Here is a 20,994-nt window from a genome sequence, read left to right as displayed (position 1 = left end):
TAGTTCTTTATGTCTTTTTTGTGTTACTTTCAACACTTATGGGGCGCTGGGATGACACCCTCCTGCTAGACAATGTTCGTACAGTTGTACATTTACCATGCAAGTTACCTGAAAATTGCAATGTTCGTACACTTGACTACTTGGATCTAGTATGATTTAATTAACCAAGAAGTAGGCATGAAAAAATTATGTAGTGAACCAGTTTGCATAACACCAGGAGGAAAATATGGATAGAAAGACGAGAATAGAATCAGACAGCTTAGGGGAAGTAAAAGTACCAAGTGAACATTACTGGGGAGCGCAGACTCAGCGTTCTTTAGAAAATTTTAAGATTGGCACAGAAAAAATGCCAGAGCCTCTGATTAAAGCATTAGCAATAGTAAAACTTGCAGCAGCGCGTGTTAATATGAAACATGGTGTTATAGATGATAGGGTAGGGGACGCAATTTGCACAGCCGCGAGGGAAGTAATAGATGGCAAATTTAATAATGAATTTCCGCTTGTTGTTTGGCAAACCGGATCCGGAACGCAGACTAATATGAATATGAATGAAGTGATCAGCAATCGTGCAATAGAGATTTTAGGTGGTAATTTGGGTAGTAAATCTCCAATACATCCAAATGATCATGTGAATTATGGTCAGTCGTCAAATGACACCTTTCCAACAGCAATGCATATAGCAGCAGCAGAGCAAATAAACTGCTTGCTTATTCCAAATCTTGAAAAATTGCATAAGGTGCTGGATAATAAGGTTCAGGAATTTAAAGATATAATAAAAGTAGGACGTACTCATCTGCAAGATGCAACGCCCCTAACACTAGGACAGGAGTTCTCTGGCTATGCAGTCCAGATTAAAAAGGGGATAGAGAGAGTAAAATCAACTTTAAGTGATATATATGAGCTTGCACAAGGTGGCACTGCAGTTGGCACGGGACTCAATACTAAAAAGGGTTTTGCTGAAGATTTTTCAAGCCAAGTTGCAGAAATTACTAACCTTCCATTTACTTCAGCAGGCAATAAATTTGAAGCGCTAGCAGCAAATGATGCTTTAGTTGAGCTCAGTGGAACACTCAATACAGTAGCAGTCAGTTTAATGAAAATTGCAAATGATATAAGGTTGCTTGGTTCTGGTCCAAGATGCGGAATTGGGGAAATAATGTTACCGGAAAATGAGCCTGGTTCTTCAATTATGCCAGGTAAAGTGAATCCAACTCAGTGTGAAGCGGTGACTATGGTATGCACTCAAGTTATGGGAAATCATGTTGCTGTAACCATTAGTGGTTCAAACGGTCATTTTGAATTGAATGTGTTTAAGCCAGTGATAATTTACAATGTTTTGCAGTCTATAAGACTTTTAGCTGACGCAAGTTTAAATTTTACAGAAAAATGTGTAGTTGGTATTAAAGCAAATGAAGAGAGGATAAAAGATTTACTGAATCAGTCGTTGATGTTGGTCACTATATTAAATACGCATATAGGGTACGACAATGCAGCAAAAATAGCGAAGCTTGCTTATAAAGAAAATATCACTCTAAAAGAAGCAGCAGCAAAACTTCAACTGCTCACTGAGGAAGAGTTTGAAAGGATAGTGAAACCAGAAGAAATGGTAAATTATTTGTAACCGCTCACACTTAATTCTTCAATCTCACTAATAGAAAGGCCAGTAAACTTGACAATAGTGTTAACATCAACATTATTATCTTGCTTTGTCTACCTTATTTTGCCGCTCCCCTGAACGGACAATGGCGTCAACTTAAGGAAAAATATCAGCGATAGTGTATAAAATTTCTCTCTAAAACTTTTACCATTAAATTATCCAGAAGCCGCAGGAAACAGCACTTTTGTTTCTATTTTATTTCAACAAAGAAGTTTAAAATGTGTCCTTTTTAGGTGAAACATGCAAAAAGGAAAAAATTTTATTCTACAAATTAAAAATATAATATACTCGAAAGCTTTTCAGAGAATCCATTGTGTTGAGTTTTACACGAACAAGAAAACTTCCTTTTTCGACAGTATTTTCTATGATTTTAAAGTTAGTTAAAAAAAGTTTGGGAATAGAATGTGAACTTATGGAGCCATTGACATGTACCCTCAAAGCAAGCTTTTTCTAAAGCAAGGTATAAGATTTGCCATACAGGCTTTCAAGAATTTAAGCATCCAAACAGCCTATCAGGATGAACCTGAGTTGGAGAGGCTATAGACTTATTGCAGCAGATGGTTCTGGTATGAGATTACCCAGCTCTGAGGAAATTGTATCCGAGTTTGGCCGCTTTAAACCAAATGGAACAACAGGCACCATTGGCAATTTGTTTGTTGATTTGTGTACTTCGCTGATTTGTAGTGCTCGTCTTGCGGCTTGGAATATAGGTGAACAAACGTTGGCGGAAGAGCAATTACCCGAAGTTATCACTCAAATGCGTTCATTAAATCAAAAGAAATTATTATTTATCTATGATCGTGGTTATCCTTCAGTAAAATTCATTCAGCAGCATTATGATTTGGAAGTAGATTTTATTTTTCGCTTGCAAAAAAGAAATTATAGCAAGCTATGGGAACGCTGGAGAATTAGATTTCGATTTTATATTAGAAAATGAAAAGCTAAAAAATAAAATGAAAGGACAGAAAGTAAGAGTTATAGTGCTGACATTAGCCAACGGAGAAACAGAGGTATTGATTACTTCACTTTTTGACCGAGTAAAATTTACTTTGGAAGATATCAGCAAAGCTTATGTGTTAAGGTGGCATATAGAGGAGTGCTATAAACGACTCAAAATAGGTGCAGAATTAGAGAATTTTTCTGGCGTAAATTTAGAGGCTGTATTACAAGAATTTTGGGCAAACTTAGTCATGTGTAATATATTGTCGCTTCATATGTGTGATGCACAAGGGCCTTGGAATCCAGATCAAATTGCTGAGTATCGTTTAAATTTTTCAGTTTTATTTGGTGTAATGAGGCAGAAACTCTATCAGGTACTTATTGCGCCAAAAAACTTTCAAGCCCTTTTTAAGTATACGCGCTAAAGTTAAAATCCGACCAGGACGATTGTATAGCCGCGATAAGGTAGATAAGCCCAAACGCCATCATGTCTTTAGGAGAGTTTGCTAATGGAGGCTCTTAAGTTGACGCCATTGCCTGAACGGATACGGTTTAAGACATAAGATCCTTTTTCATAGCTATACTACGTTATCCAGCGTCTGGGCACTGGTTTCTTGGTACTTATTCCGCAATAATTTTTTTTTCCTTCAATAAACTTTGCAGTTCGCCTTTTTCGTACATCTCGCGAGTGATGTCGCAACCACCAATAAACTCTTCCTTTATATATAATTGTGGAATTGTTGGCCAATCAGAAAACTTTTTTATAGATTCACGTATTTCATCATTCTCCAACACGTTAATATACTTAAACTTCACGTTCAATTTTTTTAGGATTGACACGACGAGTCCAGAGAATCCGCATTGAGGAAAATCAGAAGTGCCTTTCATATACAATACCACATCATTTTCTGTTATATCTTTTTTTATTTGTTCAAAATTGCTCATAAATTCACCTTATTTTTAAGTATTAGTTTCCAGTTGCAAGGCGTGTATAGACTGACCTTCCAGAGCTTTATATACCATTTTATGCTGTTCTATTTTTGTCTTTCCAAGAAAACACTTGGAGTTTATTTTTAAATGATAATGGTCATCATCTCCAGCAAGATCATGAATCTTTATATCAGCGTCGGGGAACGATTGTTTGATGATCCTCTCTAATTCGTGAATTGCAATAGTCATTGATTTGCTTTAAATTACAATACTTTCATTATAAATCTAAAACGATTGAGCGCAATAAAAAGTTGCTATCATAAAAAATAGAAGCATACTATAATAATGGAATGACAAGTTATGCAGGGAGGCTTTGTGGTGGGCGAAAGATTTAAATTCACATATCTATTGGTTTTGCTAACTTTTTCATTTAGGTGCTTATCTTACGATGATAAAATAAATAACTTAGAGAATGTTTACATCAAAGCTAACTATTTTGGAGCATTCTTCAATGCAATAGGTTCTCTAGAAGGAAAAGAAGATGCAGGTGACAATATGACAGAGGGGGTTTTTAGTTTTAATAAGAAGGAGCGAATTGAAGCTGGATACAGTCCTAAATATGTTCCAGGGTTTGCCGGTAGTGCTGCAATAGGGTATTTATTCAAAAATATGAGAGTTGAGTTTGAAGGCTTATATTCTCAGACTAACTTATATGATGAAGATTATTCAGATAAGAAAAAAGCAAGATATATTGAACTTCGTCGTCACAATGATGCGTCTACTGGAGCGGAATGCAATTCATCTTGGAGAAGTGGAAAGGTTGATATTCACATTCAAGAAAATTGTAGTGTTGAAGCAGAGTTCAGAGCTGCATTTAAGATGAAAAATGAAGGTTTTAATAACTTAGCTGGAATGGTCAATGTATATCGTGATTTTAATATAGCAAAAATGCCATTCACCCCATATGTTGGTATTGGTGCAGGTGTAACTAGGGTTAAATTTCTAGGAAAAACCAGATATGCCTTGGCTTACCAAGCAAAACTTGGTATCAATCACCAACTTACAGCACAAACTCAAGCATTTGCTGGTTTACGCTATTTTGGTATCCTTGATAACCAATTTAAAGATATTATACCAGGAATAAAGATACTAGCTGGTGAAGGATATATTCCTGCCGGTGGAGGAAGTAAAGTTGATGAAACTGCACGTGTTGAATCAACAACTGCAACCATTACCAATAGGTTTGGCATATATGGCTTAGAGTTTGGGTTGGTTTATCACTTTTAACTTTATCCAATAAATTACATATGTGAAGATAGTAAATTCAGCGTGCTGAGAACATTAGAAAGACGAGATTTTAATTGATTTTCATATTTACTCCAATCTTGTATTGCCTTTCTTGCAACACCTGAATCAACTGCGGCTTTTGCAACAGCAGGAGCTACTATAGAAATTAATCTTGGGTCAAATGGAGTAGGTATTATATATTCACGTCCATAGCCCATTTTACGACCGCCATAGACTGCAGATATCTCACCTGGTACTGGCTCACGGGCAAGCTTTGCTATTGCATCTGCAGCTGCAATTTTCATTTCATCATTTATTGTTGTTGCATGTACATCAAGTGCCCCTCTAAATATATAAGGAAAACCCATTACGTTGTTGACTTGGTTGTTGTAATCTGACCTACCAGTTGCAATTATTGCATCTGGCCTCACAGATTTTGCAAACTCAGGCCTTACTTCTGGATCGGGATTGGCAAGAGCAAAAATAATTGGGTCTTTGCCCATACTCTTTAACATCTCTTCATTTAACACATCTTTTGCAGATAGTCCGATGAATACATCAGCGCCTTTTATTGTATCAAGTAGAGAACGTTCGGAAGTATCAATTGCATACTTTTCCTTCCACTCATTCATATCCTCGTTTCTACCTTTGTATATTACTCCTTGCTTATCACACAGCACTATATTTTTAGCGCCCATGGACTTTAGTATTTCTAAACATGCAATACCGGCTGCTCCAGCACCATTCATAATGATCTTAACGTCCTCTAATTTCTTTTCAACAATATCAAGAGCATTTTCTATGCCAGCTGCAACAACCACCGCAGTTCCATGCTGGTCATCATGGAACACTGGAATATCCATCAGTTCATTCAGGCGTTTCTCTATTATAAAACAATCGGGAGATCTTATATCTTCTAAATTTATCCCCCCCCAACTTGGCCCAAGATACCTTACTGCATTGATGAAATCTTCTATATTTTCTGTACCAACTTCTATATCAACTGCATCAATATCAGCAAAACGCTTAAATAAAACAGCTTTGCCTTCCATGACAGGTTTTGCAGCAAGAGGACCGATATTACCAAGTCCAAGCACTGCAGTGCCATTTGAAATGACAGCAACACAGTTGCTTTTTGCTGTATAATCATAAACAACCTCAGGATTTTTAGCTATTTCAAGGCACGGAGCTGCAACACCAGGGGAATAAGCAAGTGACAAATCATACTGGGTAGATAAAGGTTTTGTTGGCATGATTGAAATTTTACCAGGGTTACCACCTCTGCTGTGATACTTAAGCGCTTCTTGTTTTGTGGTACTATCTAAATCATCGTTCATCATTACATCCTTATATTTTAAGCTTGTATTTTTTAAGTATATGGAGTTTTTATAAATGTTCAATTGTAAACTATTAACTTGTGAACTCTGTTGTACTTCTGTATAAGTTTACCTATTACGTAAGATGATATTACATGCTTAAAAAAAACGTGCCTAATTTGCTTACAATTTCTCGTGCACTTGCAATACCAGCAATAATATTAAGTTTTTATATAGAAAATAAATATGCAGGCCTGATAACAATATCAATCTTTGTGTTTGCGTGCATTACGGATTTTTTTGATGGTTACCTGGCGCGTGCGTGGAAAGTCCAATCAAAGTTTGGCAAGCTATTTGATCCAATTGCTGACAAATTAATAATGGTTTCAACGATAATTATGCTAGTTTATAAGCATAAGATAAATGATTTTACAATAGTACCATCGATTATCATCATCTGTCGGGAGATATTAGTCTCGGGTTTACGGGAGTTTCTGATAGCTACAAATGTTAGTCTACCTGTAAGCAAAGCTGGAAAAATTAAAACATTTTTGCAGATGGTTGCTGTAGTAGCGCTAATAATGAACGATTATTATATGATTCAATATACAGGTGCGATTTGTTTATGGGTTGCAGCTATTATAACTATGTGGTCAGGCTATAATTATATCCTAGCCGGCATCAAACAGATTGATTAAATCTCCTAGGAAATAGTTAATAGACAAGAGTAGTTAATATCTTAGTGATATTGACTCAGAAAGCAAAAAGGTGTATAATTATATTAACTTACAACTAATTAGGTTAATATTATGAAAATACCTAGTGGCAAATTTTCTTCTACTAAAAAGGTTCCAGGAAAGAATAAGAAAAAAAGAGATTTTGAACCATTAGAAGAGTTTTTTTGGGATTTTTGGCCAACAGTTGATAAAGAAGTCAAAAGAGAAAGGCTAGAACAAGAACTATTAGCACTAAAAAAAAGAGAGCTATATAGAAAATGTGCATCATTGGCAACAATGGTCCCATTTACATTGCTGATGGCGATTGAACTGGAAAAAACATATAGCGATCAGGTATTACTTGGCGTGATAAGTGGCGCGCTAAGCCACACTATATTACCTTTTACAGTCTTATCTCTTATTTGTACGCTATATTTAATTTACAATAATAGGAAGATAGCACAAAAAGAACGAGAGTTGGAGATTATTGAAAATGGAGAGGAAGTAAAGGAAAAAGAGCACAATATTTCTGATATAGGTCAGTGTTTGATCTATATTGAGGCTATAACAACTGCACTGGTTATTGTAGGTATGATAATGGGTGAAACATCTTCACTTGAAGCAGCAGAGGATGCAATTTTATTTCTTGCCAATGCAATTGCTTTTCTTGCAACTCTTGTTTCTTATATTGATAAGCATGAAAAAAATAAGAAAAAGGAAACAGAAAAGTCTGATCTTGATGAGAAATCTAGCAAGAAAACTAGCAATATATCTGTAGCCGGATTGGCGCTTGCTGGTTCTTCTGTATTTTTAATAAGAAGGATAATGTTAATAGCATTAGCATCGTCCTTAAATCCTGCTGTTGGACCTACTTTAGGCTTGATAGGTATTGCAATTTTTATGGCTGTACAGGTCTTAACTATACATTCCTACAGTAAGACGCTGAAAGATCCAAAAGTGGAAGGACGAGGTGAATCAAGAAATGCAGGTAGTTCTGACCGTAGTTATAAAGAAGAAGGACCGGCTATTGCCTAAGAAATTTATTTATTTAAGTAATATTTAGGTCTATACTTTATTTTGATCGAAAAAAATCTTATGTATAAGACTTTAATCACGTGCTTTATTTTCCTAATTTGCTCCTTTACACAATCGTATGCGGATGATCTTGAAAAAACTGAAACTGAACTATATGAAGAAGCAGTTGAACTTTTTGACCAGAAAAAATATAAACAAGCTATTAGGGCATTTCATAAGATAGAGGATTTGTATCCTTTTTCTTATTGGGCAATGAAAGCAAAATTATTATCTGGGGTCTCTCACTATAATATGGGTAACTATAGCAGTGCTGCAAGTGATATGGATGATTATATATATGTTTATTCAAATGGTGAAGATTTACCATATGTATACTACTTAAGAGTATTATCTTATTACATGCAAATTAATAAAGTGCAACTTGGACAGCAAACTGCATATAAAACTTTAGAGCTAGCCACTGAGTACATTAATCTCTTTCCAGGCAGCGAATATGTAGACGAGATAAAGGAAAGAGCAAAATTAATCACAGAACATATATCAACAAAAGAGTATTCTATCGGTAAATTTTACCTGAGGCGTGGTGAATATTTAGCAGCAATTAAGCGTTTCCAGAATATGGCAAGCTATAAGGATTCTAAATATTTTTCTAAGTCTATTAACTATTTAATAGCAGCCCATTCAGCTATTGGCCTTGACTTAGAAGCTGAGCAGTATGAAAGTATGTTATTAGCAGAAAACCTGCAAGATGCCAAGCCGGAGGCTTGAAAATTTGCTTTAGCTTTTTCTATGCTTTGATATATAATTAGGTTTTTAACTATTTGAATATGGCTGGTCATTCACAATTTTCAAATATAAAGCATCGGAAAGGCGCTCAGGATGCAAAGCGCTCTCAAAAATTTACGAAGATGATTAGAGAAATAACAGTTGCTGCAAAGCAAGGGCTGCCCGATCCCGAACTCAACCCGCGCCTTCGCTCTGCTATATTTGCTGCACGCAAGGAAAATCTACCAAAAGATAAAATAGAAACAGCAATAAAAAATGCAACTGGTAACGTTGCTGGAGAAAATTACGAGGAAATACAATATGAAGGTCATGGGCCTTCTGGCACTGCACTCATTGTCCATGCCTTGACTAATAACCGCAACCGTACTGCTTCTGAGGTACGTTATATCTTTTCTCGTAAAGGTGGAAATTTAGGAGAAACAGGAAGTGTTAGTTACCTTTTCGATCATGTAGGCTTAATCGTCTATAAAGCAGAGGGTGTGAATTTTGATGATTTATTCAGTCATGGAATCGAATTAGAAGTATTGAATGTTGAGGAAAATGACAAAGAAGGATTACACGTTATAACTTGTGAAATAAAAGATTTTGGTAAAGTACGCGATGCCTTTTATGCAAAATTCGGAGAACCAGAACTTGCTCGTCTTTCATGGCAGCCAAAAGATCTGATTGAAATTAGCGATAAAGAGTTGATTGATAAATTATCTGCATTGGTTGAAGAATTAGAAGATAATGATGATGTACAGTATGTGGAAGGTAATTTTACTTTTGTTGATGCTGTTTAAATGATGAAGCTGATTGTATTTATGCTGCTCTTTATCTTACCGTTATATACCGCTGAAACATCAACAGATCTTGCACAGCCATTCCAGCATGGAATCAGAAAAAAAAAAGCTACTTTGACGACAGAAAGTGATAGAAAGTTGTTATTCATATCCAGTACCATAAAATCTTCCTTTTTTGCCACGGAAGGGTTGGCGCCAAATACAGTGGTGAAATTGATCAACATATATAAAGATTTCGGTGTTGATTTTAAAAAAGACATTGTGCCGAAGAGTAAATTGGAAGTTCTTTTTGAGAGATTGCCTAATAATCAGAAGACTGAAGAAAAAATTTTATATGCTTCACTGACAATAAACAAGAAAGCTATTAGTTTATATCATTATAAATCGCAAGACGGCAAAGAAAGGTATTTTAATAAAGAAGGAATAAGCTTAAAAAATGGCGAAATTTTTGCAAATCCTTTAAATGGAGATTATCGCATATCCTCAAAATTTGGCAATAGAAAGCATCCTGTTCGCGGTAAAATTGCTTTTCACAAAGGAGTGGATTATGCAGCTAAACTTGGCACTCCCATATACGCTGCTGCAGAGGGTGTGATAGAATATATAGGAAAGAATGGTGGCTATGGAAATTACATCAAAATAAAACACAAAAATGAATATTCAACCTGTTACGCGCATATAAGTAGATTTAGTGGCGATATAAAGTTAGGCTCTAAAGTAAAGCAGGGGCAGATCATCGCTTATGTTGGTAGCACTGGTGTTGCAACAGGACCCCATTTACATTACGAAGTTATATATAACGGCAAACACATCGATCCGCTTACGATAGCACATAAAACTGAAGTAAAATTGCCTGATCATGAATTAAGAGAGTTTAAACTATTTGTAAATAAGATAAACAAAACGATCAACAGAGAGAGTTCAAGTGAAAAAGAAGTTTAAAGACAATATGGATAAGAATACGATAAACGATAGAAATTTGAGTCAAATTCGGGCTTTTCCTGTACTAATAGCGCTAGGATTAATTTTATCGCTGCTTTTTTTGGCATATGACAGCACAATTGCACTTGGAGTTGCTGCCGTTTCAATTTTGACTTTTCTTCAAGGATTTTTTATTAATGACCCTAATGAAGCAAGAGTGATAGAATTTTTTGGTCATTATATTGGAACTTATTTTAAGTCTGGAATATGTGTAACGCTTCCCTTTTCAAGCAAATATATAGTTTCCCTAAAATTTCAAAATATCAACACAGAAAAAATAAAAGTGAATGATGCCAATGGAAGTCCAATAGAGATTTCAGCAGTGATTGTTTGGAGAGTAAATAGCCCTGCAAAGGCGTATTATAATGTTAACAATTATCACGAATTTGTTTTTGTACAAAGTGACTCAGTAATAAGAGAATTAGCTAGTAACTATCCGTATGACAGCGAGAGCAATGAGGAATCTTTACGTAAAAATTCTGATAAAATTTCAGATGAATTGCGGTCAATGTTACAACAAAGATTAGATATTGCAGGAATTGAGATTACAGAAGCAAGAATATCGCATTTGGCGTATTCGTCCGAGATTGCACAAGCAATGTTAAGGCGTCAACAAGCACATGCTATCACTTCGGCAAGAAGGCATATAGTGCAAAATGCAATAGGAATTGTCGAGGAAGTAATAGCTCATTTTGAAAAAAACAAAAGCTTACAATTAGATGGCAAGCAAAAGGTTCAATTGATAAATAATTTGTTGGTTGCCCTAATCTCTGAGCAAGATGCACAACCGACGATTAGTTTAGATAATAATTAGCATAGAAGCCGATTGGGTTTCATAAATGCAAGTCACTATTAATTTCTTGATTAATAGACTAAATGATGTTATAAATTACACGCATTAGGGGTGCTCTAGAAAAGCTGAGAGTACATAAAGTACAACCCTTTGAACCTGATATTGTTAAAGCAAGCGTAGGAAAATGTATGTATATAAATATTGAAGAATGCTTCGGCTTCATTGCGTTAATTGCATCTCTAATTGGATTATCACCTCAAGTATATAAAGCATATATCACTAAAGTTACTCGTGATGTATCGATGTTAATGTTAGTAAACTATCTTATTTGTTCATTGTCTTGGATTGGCTATGGTCTTTACCAGAGCTCAATTTTTGTGGTGCTTAGCAATATTGCTGGATTAGTGATTAGCATAATATCAATTATTCAAAAATGTTACTACGATGCAAAACCTGCACCATGATCATGTGCTGCACTGCAGTACACAACAACAATATCGTTCTATTGTAGTGCTAAATGGAAAAATACCGAGCTCATCGTTTTTTAAACGAGATATACCTATTATTGCTGTAGATGGAGGAGCAAACAAGCTTCTATCAATTGGCGTAAAACCTGATCTTGTAGTAGGAGATTTGGATAGCGTAAATCTGGATTTACGTGCTAATTTGAATACGATATATCTACCTGATCAAGATTATTGCGACTTTTCTAAAGCAATGGCTCACTTAAAAACAGTAAAGTTATTGCCATCAATAGTAACGGGTATTACTGGAGGAGCAATTGATCACATACTACAGAATATTAACATTTTTCTAAGTACGGGCAGTATCTTTTACACACCTTCACCTCCCATGGTAGGTTACACTTTACAAAAAGGTATTACCCATTTTTTTTCTTTGCCAAAAAATACTAAAATATCTTTACTTGGTATACCGAGAGCTCAAATATCAACCAAAGGATTAAAATGGGAACTGCACCTTAGTAATCTTGCTTTTCCGGGAAAAAATTCTTGCTTTAATCGAAGTTTAGGCAATAAGGTATCCGTAGAAGTACACAGTGGTATATGTCTAGCAATGATTTATTTAGAGACAGTAGATGATGCTGCAAGACATCATGTGCGTCAAGTTAAGAAGTAAATAGACTTCTTGCATAACCCAAACTAAGTAGAAAAAAGGTATCATCCAAGTAGCTGACACTGGTTCCTTTATGACGTGTCATTCCAGTTTCAGCTACTTGAATGACAGCAGTCCTACGTCATACCGCCGCGGTATCTCTTAGCCGCTAACAAGCAGCGGGATGACGAATTGCTTAACCGTCATACCGCCACGAACCGTCATACCGCCGCAGACCGTCATACCGCGATTCATTCGCGGTATCTCTTAGCTGCTAACACGTAGTGGGATACTTGATCTTTACAGGGATGACGGTTGTCAGGCTAGCCTGTCATCCCAGTGCCCAGACACTGGGATCCAGGAATTTTATTAAGTTGGTAAGCATAAAAGTGTTATGTAAAATACAACGTTCTTGATGGGATTGCGTGAAAGGCTGGATTCCAGCGTCACGCGCTGGAATGACAGCAGTCCTACGTCATACCGCGATTCATTCGCGGTATCTCAGCCGCTAACAAGAGATCCCGCTAACAAGTAGCGGGATGACGGTTGTCGTTCAGCCACAAACATTAAGAAATTTACCAAATGAAAAAAAAGGCAAAAGAAGCCCCGTGGTTATTATCCGCTTTAAAATATTGGCGTTTTTTATGTTTTAAACGCTTGACAAGCGAAATTCAGCTGCTTTTAATTGCAACTAACTTACGCTGCAAACGTTTAAGAAATTTACTAAGCAGAAAAAAAGACAAAGAATCCCCGAGTTAGCTAGTCTTTTACTATCTCTGTCGAGTATTGGCATTTTTTGATGTCTTGTAACGCTTTATAAGCGCGTTCAGCTTATTTAGATAAAAATCTAGATGTAGATGAAGTTTTGTAAAGACATACAGTATCTATATACTGCAAAAAATTGAACATAAGACGCCGATACATTAAGTAATCCTTACCTTTTAATCTGCAGATTGGCGAAAGCAAATACAATAGCTTCAGTTTCATGATAGGGGAGCTGGCGGAGTTTGTCAAGGAAGTTTTTGTTTCTACTGAATGACAGTTGTGGCTTGGGAGGTAGTGCAAGAAGTCTATTGTATTACTGAATTATTAATAATTCAGTAATAGTGCCTGCTATGTAGCTAAAATTTTCCTTTAACTTAAGCTATATGTAGCTAAAATAACTTGGGTTTACCGACAACCGTCATCCCGCTGCTTGTTAGCGGGATAACGCGGCGGTATGACCCTGACTTGCATTAGCTATGTATAATAAAGGGAATCTATGACAAAAGAATCATTGGTAAAAACTGATATAGTGAAAGTTGAAGACAAAAAGGCGGTAAGAAGCTTTTTTAAAATACTAGGTGGAGTGGCAGATGCTGTAAGATCGTGGATTGGTAACATCAGTCCTGATTTAAGCAACAGTCGCGATATCGATAGTTTAGTCTTGAAGATGAACGAGTGCTTAAATCCAAAGGGAGGGGAGGTTTCAGCACGTAAAAACGCTGTATCTCTTGGTAACTTGTACTTAAGCTTATCAGAGAAAGGTAAAATAAAATTTCTACAAACCCTGGCAGAAAAATTTAATCCGAATAAAGCGGAAATAGATGAGAAAATTAGAGAGTATAAGAAAAACCAAGATCCCGAGTTAAACTATAAATTTGAACAGGATTTAATAAAAATTCTTGAATCACCACGTTCTAAAATATTGAAGCAATTTATTTCTTTACCAGAAGGCCTTAAGTTTATTGTTGATATGCGTTCTGATGTGCTTAAGCTAAAGAACCAATATAGAAGCTTGAATCCACTAGAGAGCGAATTAAAAAATATACTCTATACTTGGGTTGATGTTGATCTACTCGATCTTCGTCAAATCACTTGGGATTCACCTGCATCATTGCTAGAAAAACTTATAAAATATGAAGCTGTGCATAAAATTTCCTCTTGGGGCGACCTAAAAAACAGACTAGATTCTGATCGTCTCTGTTTTGCTTTTTTTCATTACAAGATACCAAACGAACCTCTAATTTTTGTAGAGGTTGCATTGGTGGATAAGATTGCAGATAGCATTCAACACCTTTTAGATGAGTCAGTACCTTCAAATGATCCGAGTAATGCAAGCACTGCTATATTCTATTCAATATCAAACACTCAAGCAGGGTTATCTGGAATCAGCCTTGGTAATTTTTTGATCAAAAGGGTTGTAGAAAAGCTATCACAGGAGTTTAAAAGTATAAAAACATATGCAACTCTTTCTCCAATACCTGGCTTTACGAAATGGCTAAAAAACAATCTAAACCAAGATGTCACTTTATTGGGCAAACTAAATATAAAACAATCTAGTGCAGAAATTTTAGAAAGTGCAGAGCAATTAAAAACTAATGTTGAATGTACAAATGAAACTAAACAATACATGCTTAAACTATGTGCATATTATTTACTAAAAGTGAATAATAGTAATGGAAATACTTATGACCCGGTGGCGCATTTTCATTTAAGCAATGGCGCATCAATAAAACAATTAAACTGGATGGCGGATACTTCTGAAAAGGGTATTAGTCAGTCAGCCGGGATGATGGTAAATTATCTATATGAGTTGCCTAAAATAGATAATAATCATGAAAACTATATGGTTAATAAAGTGATTTCCTGCTCGAAAAAAGTGTTGTCTATGTTGAAGGAGTAAATAGTCTCTTAATAAAGGATTGCCCTCACAACACTTAAAATGTAAAATGGTTCTACTTAAGTAAAATAGCCATAAATGAACAACATAAGAAATTTTGCAATAATAGCGCATATAGACCACGGTAAGTCAACGCTTGCTGACCGTTTAATAGAGGAATGTAACGGCCTTGAAGCAAGAGAAATGACCAATCAAATACTCGATTCAATGGATATAGAGCGTGAACGTGGCATTACAATTAAAGCACAGACCGTAAAACTCAATTATACGGCAAACGACGGTAATCAATATTGCCTAAATCTCATGGACACTCCAGGTCATGTTGATTTTTCATATGAAGTGAGTCGAAGCTTAGCAGCGTGCGAAGGTTCACTTTTAATAGTAGATAGCAGTCAAGGCGTTGAAGCACAAACCCTTGCAAATGTATATAAAGCTATTGACAACAACCATGAAATAATAGTTGTGCTCAATAAAGTTGATCTTCCTGCTGCAGATCCAGAAGGAGTAAAACTCCAGGTTGAGGAAATAATTGGTATTGACGCAAGTGAGTCAGTTTTAATATCAGCAAAAACTGGACTTGGAATAAAAGATGTACTGGAAGCAATAGTAGCAAAACTTCCAGCTCCTCAAGGTGATGTCAATGCTCCATTGCAAGCAATTTTAGTTGATAGTTGGTATGACACTTACTTAGGAGTAGTAATTTTAGTGCGAGTTAAAAATGGAGTGCTAAAAAAAGGCATGAGAATTGTTATGATGTCTAATAATGCTACATATCAAGTGGACAATATTGGTATTTTCACCCCTAAAAAAGTTATGACGAGTGAGCTTTCAGCGGGTGAAGTTGGTTTTATAACTGCTTCAATGAAGGAAGTAGCAGACTGCAAGGTAGGAGACACTATCACTGAGGAAAAGAGACCTTGTAGTGAAGCACTTCCTGGATTTAAAGAAGTGCATCCTGTGGTATTTTGTAGCATTTTCCCTCACAAAACGGATGATTTTAAATATCTAAGGGAAGCTCTAGAGAAGTTACATTTAAATGATGCAAGTTTTACCTTCGAAGCTGAAACTTCAAATGCACTAGGCTATGGATTTCGTTGTGGTTTTTTGGGAATGTTGCATCTTGAAGTTATTCAAGAAAGGCTCGAGAGAGAATTTGATTTAGACCTAACAGCAACTGCACCGAGTGTTATATATAGGGTTACAACACGAAGTGGTGAAATTTTGAATATTCATAACCCAAGTGATATGCCAGATCCAACGAAAATTGAAATTGTGGAAGAACCATGGATTACCGCAACCATAATGGTCCCTGACCAATACTTGGGAGAGATTCTATCTCTATGTGAAGAAAGGAGGGGAGAACAGGAGGATTTATCTTACATTGGTAACACAACAACAGCATTGTTAAGATATAAATTACCACTGTCTGAAGTTGTTTTTGACTTTTATGATCGATTAAAATCAATTTCCAAAGGATATGCAAGTTTGGATTGGGAAATTTCCAGCTATCTGGTAAGCCAAATAGATAAATTAAGCTTTTTAATTAATGGAGAGCCCGTAGATGCACTGGCTTGTATCGTTCACAAAAGTAGGGCAGAAAAAAGGGGGCGTGAAATATGTGCACGCTTGAAGGATTTAATACCACGTCAGCAATATAAAATCGCGATTCAAGCGGCAGTGGGCGGAAAAATCATTGCCAGAGAAACGATTAACCCATACAGAAAAGATGTAACAGCTAAACTCTATGGTGGGGATGTAACGCGAAGAATGAAACTACTTGAAAAGCAAAAGAAGGGTAAAAAAAGGTTACATTCTATAGGGAACGTAAATATTCCACAGAATGCTTTTATTCAAGCCTTGAAGATAAGTGATTGATCTTAAAAGACTTCTTGTATAGTTTTTGGCAACAACCGTTAGAAACGAAAAAACTTACTTGACAAACTCTGCCAGCCCCCTTATCATGAAAGTGAAGCTATTTATTTATCTTCTCTGTACAGATTAAATGACAAAAAAACTCACGTATCTGGCGTCTCATGTTTAATTTTTTGCACTATGTGCACCTTATGTCTTTATCAAACTTCTACCTACATAAGCTGAAACGCGCTTATAAAGCGTTTAAAACATAAAAAAACGCCAACTTAAAAAATGGATAGTGAATAACTAGCTACCCTAGGGTTTCTTTTGCCTTTTTTTCTGTTTAGTAAATTTCTTAATGTTTCTAATTTAGATTAGTTGCGGTTTAAAAGCAACTGAATCGCGGTTATTAAGCATTTAGAATAAAAAAACGCCATACTTGAAAGTATAATGTAAGTAATTAGCCAACCACGGGGCTTCTTTTGCCTTTTTTTTCATTTGGTAAATTTCTTAATGTTTATGGCTAAACGACAACCGTCATCCCGCTACTTGTTAGCGGCTGAGATACCGCGGCGGTATGACGTAGGACTGCTGTCATCCCAGTGCTTGACACTGGGATCCAGTTGAGCTATTTCAACAAAAATACTGCATTTGAGATGAACGTTCCAGACTTATTTATAAATATAACAATTAAAGTCTGGATTCCAGCGTCAAGCACTGGAATAATATCGTTTACTATGTCTATATTACAATATTTGTGCAGTTGTGTGTCAACTACTTTTGTGGCACCGTTTGTTATTCAATCTTTATGCTAGTTTTACTAAAAATTATAGTATTTTAGGTATAATTGCAATATCTAAATTTAAGGTATAGAGATGAACCCTAGGAAAGTTTTTAATATTCTTTTTATAGTATTATTTATTTCTTTTTCTCATGTTGGGAGTGCTGCCGCTGACACTAATACTGATACAACTGCTCAAGTAATATGTAACATTATTGGCTACGTTTGGGGAATAGGCGGACCGCTTATGACCGTAGTGATAATAGGTGCAGCTTTGCTTGCGATATTTGGTAGAATGCCATGGCCAGCTCTTTTTGCACTCGGTATATTTTGTGCTGTATTTTTCGGTGCTAAAACTATCGTCATAAAAGTAATGGGTGGTATAGGCGGCACTGGAAATACTTCTTTGATGGACCAATGCGGAACAGGAGACACAAAAAAGAACTATTTTTTTCTAAAACAGACCTGATGCACGGCTTCAACTATATCTTCCACTTGCGGTAATGCTTTTTTTTCTAGATTTGCAGCGTAAGGTAAGGGGATGTCCTTGCCAGTTACACGTACAACTGGAGCATCAAGGTAGTCAAATCCTTGTTCCATAACAACGGCTGACAGCTCTGCTCCTATTCCTGCAAATGGCCATCCTTCTTCTACACTAACTAACCTATTAGTCTTCTGAATAGAGTTAATAACAGTTTGAGTGTCAAGTGGTCTTAAGGTTCTGAGGTCAATAACTTCAGCTTCTATACCTTTACTCGAAAGTAAATCTGCTGCATTTAAGGCATCCATTAATTTTAATGAAAAAGCAGTGATAGTTACATCCTTTCCTTCCCGTATAACAGCAGCTTTGCCTATCTCAAGTAGATAATCTTTGTTTGATAGCTCAGAGTCAGAAACTTCATGCTCATGTCCATAAGCTATTTCGTTTTCTAGAAATATTACCGGATTAGGGTCACGAATTGCAGCTTTAAGCAGACCTCTGCAATCTGAGGCAAAATAGGGTGCTATTACTTTTAACCCCGGTATATGCGAATACCAAGCTGCAAAGCATTGAGAATGTTGTGCAGCAACTCTTGCTGCAGCGCCATTTGGTCCACGAAATACTATAGGGCATCCAAGTTGTCCGCCTGACATATAATTTGTTTTTGCTGCGGAATTCACAATTTGGTCAATAGCTTGCATAGAAAAATTAAAAGTCATAAACTCGACTATTGGCTTTAATCCAGCAAATGCCGCTCCAACAGCAAGGCCAGCAAATCCATGTTCGGTAATAGGCGTATCAACTACTCTGTTTTCTCCAAACTCTTTCAGTAATCCTTTCGTTACTTTATAAGCACCATCATACTCTGCAACTTCTTCACCCATGATAAGCACATCAGAGTCGTTTTGCATTTCTTCTCTAATTGCTGTGCATAAAGCTTCTCTTACACTTAAGGTTGCCATTTATAAACTTTTATAGACTTTAACTAAAGTAACTATATCAGAATTACTGGGGGTAAGTAAAGTGTACAAATTAAGTTTTACAAACATCATGACCAACTCATTCCAAAAAAAAATCTTCTCACGCTTGCTGGTTTTGGTTGCTAAAAATGATTGTATTGCTTGTGTTTTTAATAATATATACTGCTAAGTTAATAATAATTCACTTGGGAATAACAGAAAAATACATGATAATTTTATATTTCAAATAGAATAAAATCCTTTTTATTGATACTGTCTTTTTTTGTAAAAAACATTCCTAACTTTTCCACCACTTTTTCTGGCTAAGGTCAGTATAACTTTTGCTTGAAATAACTGTTTATATGGTGCAATTTACAGCTTTTAGTTGCTAAAATTATAACTCTTAATTTAATAATTTTAATCCAATAAGCTTTCAGGTTAATAAAATTAAATTATTTGAGTAAATGCAATACCATGTCTTTATTTGTGGGTAATAATAAGAATAACGAAGGTTGGCTCAGCTACACTTCTATAATTTCAATTTTTATGTTTACCGTATAAAAGAAGTTTCTTCTATCTGTGTCTTCGCGTTTGAAACTAACTTTATTCTATCTCTTTCTTGTTCTGGACTTAACCTGTGAAGCGCGTAACTGAAATCTTCCTCACTCACTATAAGCCGTCTTTGCGCACCAGCGCTAATTTTTGCTTCATTCACTAATTGCTCTAACTCAGCCCCAGAATAGCCTTCAGTCTTGTCTGCAATGTCTTGGAGGCTTAGCTTTTCATCAGTTTTTGTACCTCGCATATAAAGTGCCAATATCTTTTGTCTCACCTCTATGTTTGGATTAGGGACATAAACCTTCTGACCTAAACGTCCAGGTCTAATAAGTGCTGGATCTATACCACCGATAAGGTTAGTTGCACCAATTACTATTATATCTTTTCTGCTCTTAAATCCATCTATTTCAGTTAACAACTGTGTTAAACTCTCTCGACAATGGTAAGCTGAGTTATTAGCGGTACTTCTTTTTTGAGCAACTGCATCTATTTCATCTATAAAGACTATACAAGGAGAATATTTTTTTGCTATTTTAAAAAGCTCGCGTACAGCATGTGCACCATGACCAATATATACTCCAATAAGTTCAGGACCTGAGATGCTTATGAAATTCATATTTGATTCACCTGCAATTGCACGAGCGATAAGTGTTTTACCATTTCCAGGAGGGCCATATAATATGTAACCTCTTAGTGAATTAATACTTTTATTTCCAAACAGCTTGCGCATTTCTTCTGTCATTTGGTCACAGCAAATCATCTGCAACCGTTGTCTTAAGGAGTCATCAATTATAGCATCAGCAAATGTTATTCTTTTATCATCTGAATTAGCTAATTCTATCGATATAGGCAGCTCTACTTCCTTTAGTTTGCTGAATACTTGATCATATACAAACCAAACAATAAAAAGGAGAACGACAAGTAACACACAAGGCATAGCTTCACTAACATAATGTGCAGCTAACTCATACCCTTTACTAAGCAACATTGTATGCATATAGGCAAACAAAAAAGCGATAGAGATAATAGTTGCCACGCATAGTAAACAGATTGAAATTCTTTTTAGTAATTCTGAAATTTCAATTTTTTTCATCTTAATACCTTATACCAATTTTAAACTAAGAATAATTTTATCTAGCTTACCTATTTTAGCTTGATTAGAGTGTTCAGAAAAATTATCAAGTACGTACTTTAATTTATTAAATACTAAAAACAATATATCACCATATTGTCACATACATCTTTAAAGTTTACCAAATTCATTTTCAAAAAACAAGATTTTATTATTAACCCGAATTCTGGATTAGATTTTAGGTAAATTATTGAAAGTCTTGAATTTTACTAAATTAGTAACTAGTCTTAAA

Annotated in this window: 18 protein-coding genes, 1 pseudogene and 1 riboswitch; of the genes and pseudogenes, 14 read left to right on the top strand and 5 right to left on the bottom strand. The window is 35.7% G+C overall.

From position 1 onward, the window contains the following. Positions 1 to 226 precede the first annotated feature (226 nt). On the top strand, positions 227 to 1,621 hold the full coding sequence (gene fumC / locus OPR28_RS01120) for a class II fumarate hydratase (protein ID WP_265021313.1): 1,395 nt from the start codon (positions 227 to 229) through the stop codon (positions 1,619 to 1,621). 276 nt (positions 1,622 to 1,897) lie between these two features. Next, positions 1,898 to 3,106: pseudogene (locus OPR28_RS01115) on the top strand (IS4 family transposase). Between the two features lie 111 nt (positions 3,107 to 3,217). Here the strand turns inward: OPR28_RS01115 and grxD are convergent. Together grxD and OPR28_RS01105 are read right to left on the bottom strand one after the other, a co-directional pair. Next, on the bottom strand, positions 3,218 to 3,541 hold the full coding sequence (grxD, locus tag OPR28_RS01110) for a Grx4 family monothiol glutaredoxin (protein ID WP_006280013.1): 324 nt from the start codon (positions 3,539 to 3,541) through the stop codon (positions 3,218 to 3,220). Between the two features lie 15 nt (positions 3,542 to 3,556). Further along, on the bottom strand, positions 3,557 to 3,775 hold the full coding sequence (locus tag OPR28_RS01105) for a BolA/IbaG family iron-sulfur metabolism protein (protein ID WP_006280012.1): 219 nt from the start codon (positions 3,773 to 3,775) through the stop codon (positions 3,557 to 3,559). Between the two features lie 129 nt (positions 3,776 to 3,904). On the opposite strand from OPR28_RS01105, the gene OPR28_RS01100 reads away from it, so the two are divergent. Next, a complete protein-coding gene (locus tag OPR28_RS01100; RefSeq protein WP_265023317.1) occupies positions 3,905 to 4,813 on the top strand; it encodes a P44/Msp2 family outer membrane protein in 909 nt (302 codons plus the stop codon). A 14-nt stretch (positions 4,814 to 4,827) separates the two neighbouring features. On the opposite strand, the gene OPR28_RS01095 is transcribed toward OPR28_RS01100, so the two are convergent. Next, complete coding sequence (locus OPR28_RS01095) at positions 4,828 to 6,150, bottom strand: malic enzyme-like NAD(P)-binding protein (protein ID WP_077188090.1); 1,323 nt, start codon at positions 6,148 to 6,150, stop codon at positions 4,828 to 4,830. 134 nt (positions 6,151 to 6,284) lie between these two features. On the opposite strand from OPR28_RS01095, the gene pgsA reads away from it, so the two are divergent. From pgsA to OPR28_RS01040, 11 genes are all read left to right on the top strand, one after another. After that, the gene (pgsA, locus tag OPR28_RS01090) at positions 6,285 to 6,827 is read left to right on the top strand and encodes a CDP-diacylglycerol--glycerol-3-phosphate 3-phosphatidyltransferase (protein ID WP_265023316.1); all 543 of its coding nucleotides are present in this window, start codon (positions 6,285 to 6,287) and stop codon (positions 6,825 to 6,827) included. Between the two features lie 111 nt (positions 6,828 to 6,938). Beyond that, entirely contained in the window at positions 6,939 to 7,880 is a 942-nt protein-coding gene (locus OPR28_RS01085; protein WP_265023315.1) for a hypothetical protein, read from the top strand. A 60-nt stretch (positions 7,881 to 7,940) separates the two neighbouring features. Beyond that, positions 7,941 to 8,648: an outer membrane protein assembly factor BamD gene (locus OPR28_RS01080; protein ID WP_253303695.1), complete on the top strand. Its 708-nt coding sequence runs from the start codon at positions 7,941 to 7,943 to the stop codon at positions 8,646 to 8,648. 59 nt (positions 8,649 to 8,707) lie between these two features. Beyond that, positions 8,708 to 9,448 carry a YebC/PmpR family DNA-binding transcriptional regulator gene (locus tag OPR28_RS01075; RefSeq protein ID WP_265023749.1) on the top strand — a complete coding sequence of 247 codons (741 nt, stop codon included), beginning with the start codon at positions 8,708 to 8,710 and terminating at the stop codon, positions 9,446 to 9,448. Positions 9,449 to 9,451: 3 nt separating this feature from the next. Further along, positions 9,452 to 10,390 carry a M23 family metallopeptidase gene (locus tag OPR28_RS01070; protein WP_265023748.1) on the top strand — a complete coding sequence of 313 codons (939 nt, stop codon included), beginning with the start codon at positions 9,452 to 9,454 and terminating at the stop codon, positions 10,388 to 10,390. A gap of 7 nt (positions 10,391 to 10,397) precedes the next feature. After that, on the top strand, positions 10,398 to 11,243 hold the full coding sequence (locus OPR28_RS01065; RefSeq protein ID WP_012673112.1) for an SPFH domain-containing protein: 846 nt from the start codon (positions 10,398 to 10,400) through the stop codon (positions 11,241 to 11,243). A 76-nt stretch (positions 11,244 to 11,319) separates the two neighbouring features. Then, positions 11,320 to 11,422: riboswitch (TPP riboswitch) on the top strand. After that, positions 11,411 to 11,686 (top strand): SemiSWEET family sugar transporter, encoded by a 276-nt coding sequence (locus tag OPR28_RS01060; RefSeq protein ID WP_006280002.1) that lies wholly within the window; start codon positions 11,411 to 11,413, stop codon positions 11,684 to 11,686. Its footprint overlaps the riboswitch before it by 12 nt. Next, the gene (locus tag OPR28_RS01055) at positions 11,667 to 12,359 is read left to right on the top strand and encodes a thiamine diphosphokinase (RefSeq protein WP_010962623.1); all 693 of its coding nucleotides are present in this window, start codon (positions 11,667 to 11,669) and stop codon (positions 12,357 to 12,359) included. Before OPR28_RS01060 ends, OPR28_RS01055 begins: the two co-directional genes overlap by 20 nt. Before the next feature lie 1,237 nt (positions 12,360 to 13,596). Further along, the gene (locus tag OPR28_RS01050) at positions 13,597 to 15,000 is read left to right on the top strand and encodes a malonyl-CoA decarboxylase (protein WP_265023314.1); all 1,404 of its coding nucleotides are present in this window, start codon (positions 13,597 to 13,599) and stop codon (positions 14,998 to 15,000) included. 75 nt (positions 15,001 to 15,075) lie between these two features. Then, positions 15,076 to 16,872 carry a translation elongation factor 4 gene (lepA, locus tag OPR28_RS01045; RefSeq protein WP_265023313.1) on the top strand — a complete coding sequence of 599 codons (1,797 nt, stop codon included), beginning with the start codon at positions 15,076 to 15,078 and terminating at the stop codon, positions 16,870 to 16,872. A gap of 854 nt (positions 16,873 to 17,726) precedes the next feature. Continuing rightward, the gene (locus OPR28_RS01040; protein WP_006279664.1) at positions 17,727 to 18,101 is read left to right on the top strand and encodes a TrbC/VirB2 family protein; all 375 of its coding nucleotides are present in this window, start codon (positions 17,727 to 17,729) and stop codon (positions 18,099 to 18,101) included. Here OPR28_RS01040 and OPR28_RS01035 read toward each other — a convergent pair. Further along, entirely contained in the window at positions 18,077 to 19,075 is a 999-nt protein-coding gene (locus OPR28_RS01035; protein WP_010082654.1) for a pyruvate dehydrogenase complex E1 component subunit beta, read from the bottom strand. The two genes, OPR28_RS01040 and OPR28_RS01035, sit on opposite strands and share 25 nt — an antisense overlap. 547 nt (positions 19,076 to 19,622) lie before the next feature. Beyond that, positions 19,623 to 20,723 (bottom strand): ATP-binding protein, encoded by a 1,101-nt coding sequence (locus OPR28_RS01030; RefSeq protein WP_265023312.1) that lies wholly within the window; start codon positions 20,721 to 20,723, stop codon positions 19,623 to 19,625. Between the last annotated feature and the right edge of the window lie 271 nt (positions 20,724 to 20,994).

This window comes from Wolbachia endosymbiont (group A) of Epistrophe grossularia, assembly GCF_947251435.1.
Lineage (GTDB): Bacteria > Pseudomonadota > Alphaproteobacteria > Rickettsiales > Anaplasmataceae > Wolbachia > Wolbachia pipientis.
The sequence above is the reverse complement of the archived record's forward strand: the minus strand, read 5'-3'. Positions and strand labels throughout refer to the sequence as shown.

Coding starts and splice junctions, on each gene's coding strand:
- OPR28_RS01040 (WP_006279664.1), top strand. CDS start 17,727: ATGAACCCTAGGAAAGTTTTTAATATTCTTTTTATAGTATTATTTATT.
- OPR28_RS01070 (WP_265023748.1), top strand. CDS start 9,452: ATGAAGCTGATTGTATTTATGCTGCTCTTTATCTTACCGTTATATACC.
- OPR28_RS01055 (WP_010962623.1), top strand. CDS start 11,667: ATGCAAAACCTGCACCATGATCATGTGCTGCACTGCAGTACACAACAA.
- fumC (WP_265021313.1), top strand. CDS start 227: ATGGATAGAAAGACGAGAATAGAATCAGACAGCTTAGGGGAAGTAAAA.
- OPR28_RS01035 (WP_010082654.1), bottom strand. CDS start 19,075: ATGGCAACCTTAAGTGTAAGAGAAGCTTTATGCACAGCAATTAGAGAA.
- OPR28_RS01075 (WP_265023749.1), top strand. CDS start 8,708: ATGGCTGGTCATTCACAATTTTCAAATATAAAGCATCGGAAAGGCGCT.
- OPR28_RS01095 (WP_077188090.1), bottom strand. CDS start 6,150: ATGAACGATGATTTAGATAGTACCACAAAACAAGAAGCGCTTAAGTAT.
- lepA (WP_265023313.1), top strand. CDS start 15,076: ATGAACAACATAAGAAATTTTGCAATAATAGCGCATATAGACCACGGT.
- OPR28_RS01060 (WP_006280002.1), top strand. CDS start 11,411: ATGTATATAAATATTGAAGAATGCTTCGGCTTCATTGCGTTAATTGCA.
- OPR28_RS01080 (WP_253303695.1), top strand. CDS start 7,941: ATGTATAAGACTTTAATCACGTGCTTTATTTTCCTAATTTGCTCCTTT.
- OPR28_RS01050 (WP_265023314.1), top strand. CDS start 13,597: ATGACAAAAGAATCATTGGTAAAAACTGATATAGTGAAAGTTGAAGAC.
- OPR28_RS01030 (WP_265023312.1), bottom strand. CDS start 20,723: ATGAAAAAAATTGAAATTTCAGAATTACTAAAAAGAATTTCAATCTGT.
- OPR28_RS01105 (WP_006280012.1), bottom strand. CDS start 3,775: ATGACTATTGCAATTCACGAATTAGAGAGGATCATCAAACAATCGTTC.
- pgsA (WP_265023316.1), top strand. CDS start 6,285: ATGCTTAAAAAAAACGTGCCTAATTTGCTTACAATTTCTCGTGCACTT.
- grxD (WP_006280013.1), bottom strand. CDS start 3,541: ATGAGCAATTTTGAACAAATAAAAAAAGATATAACAGAAAATGATGTG.
- OPR28_RS01085 (WP_265023315.1), top strand. CDS start 6,939: ATGAAAATACCTAGTGGCAAATTTTCTTCTACTAAAAAGGTTCCAGGA.
- OPR28_RS01065 (WP_012673112.1), top strand. CDS start 10,398: ATGGATAAGAATACGATAAACGATAGAAATTTGAGTCAAATTCGGGCT.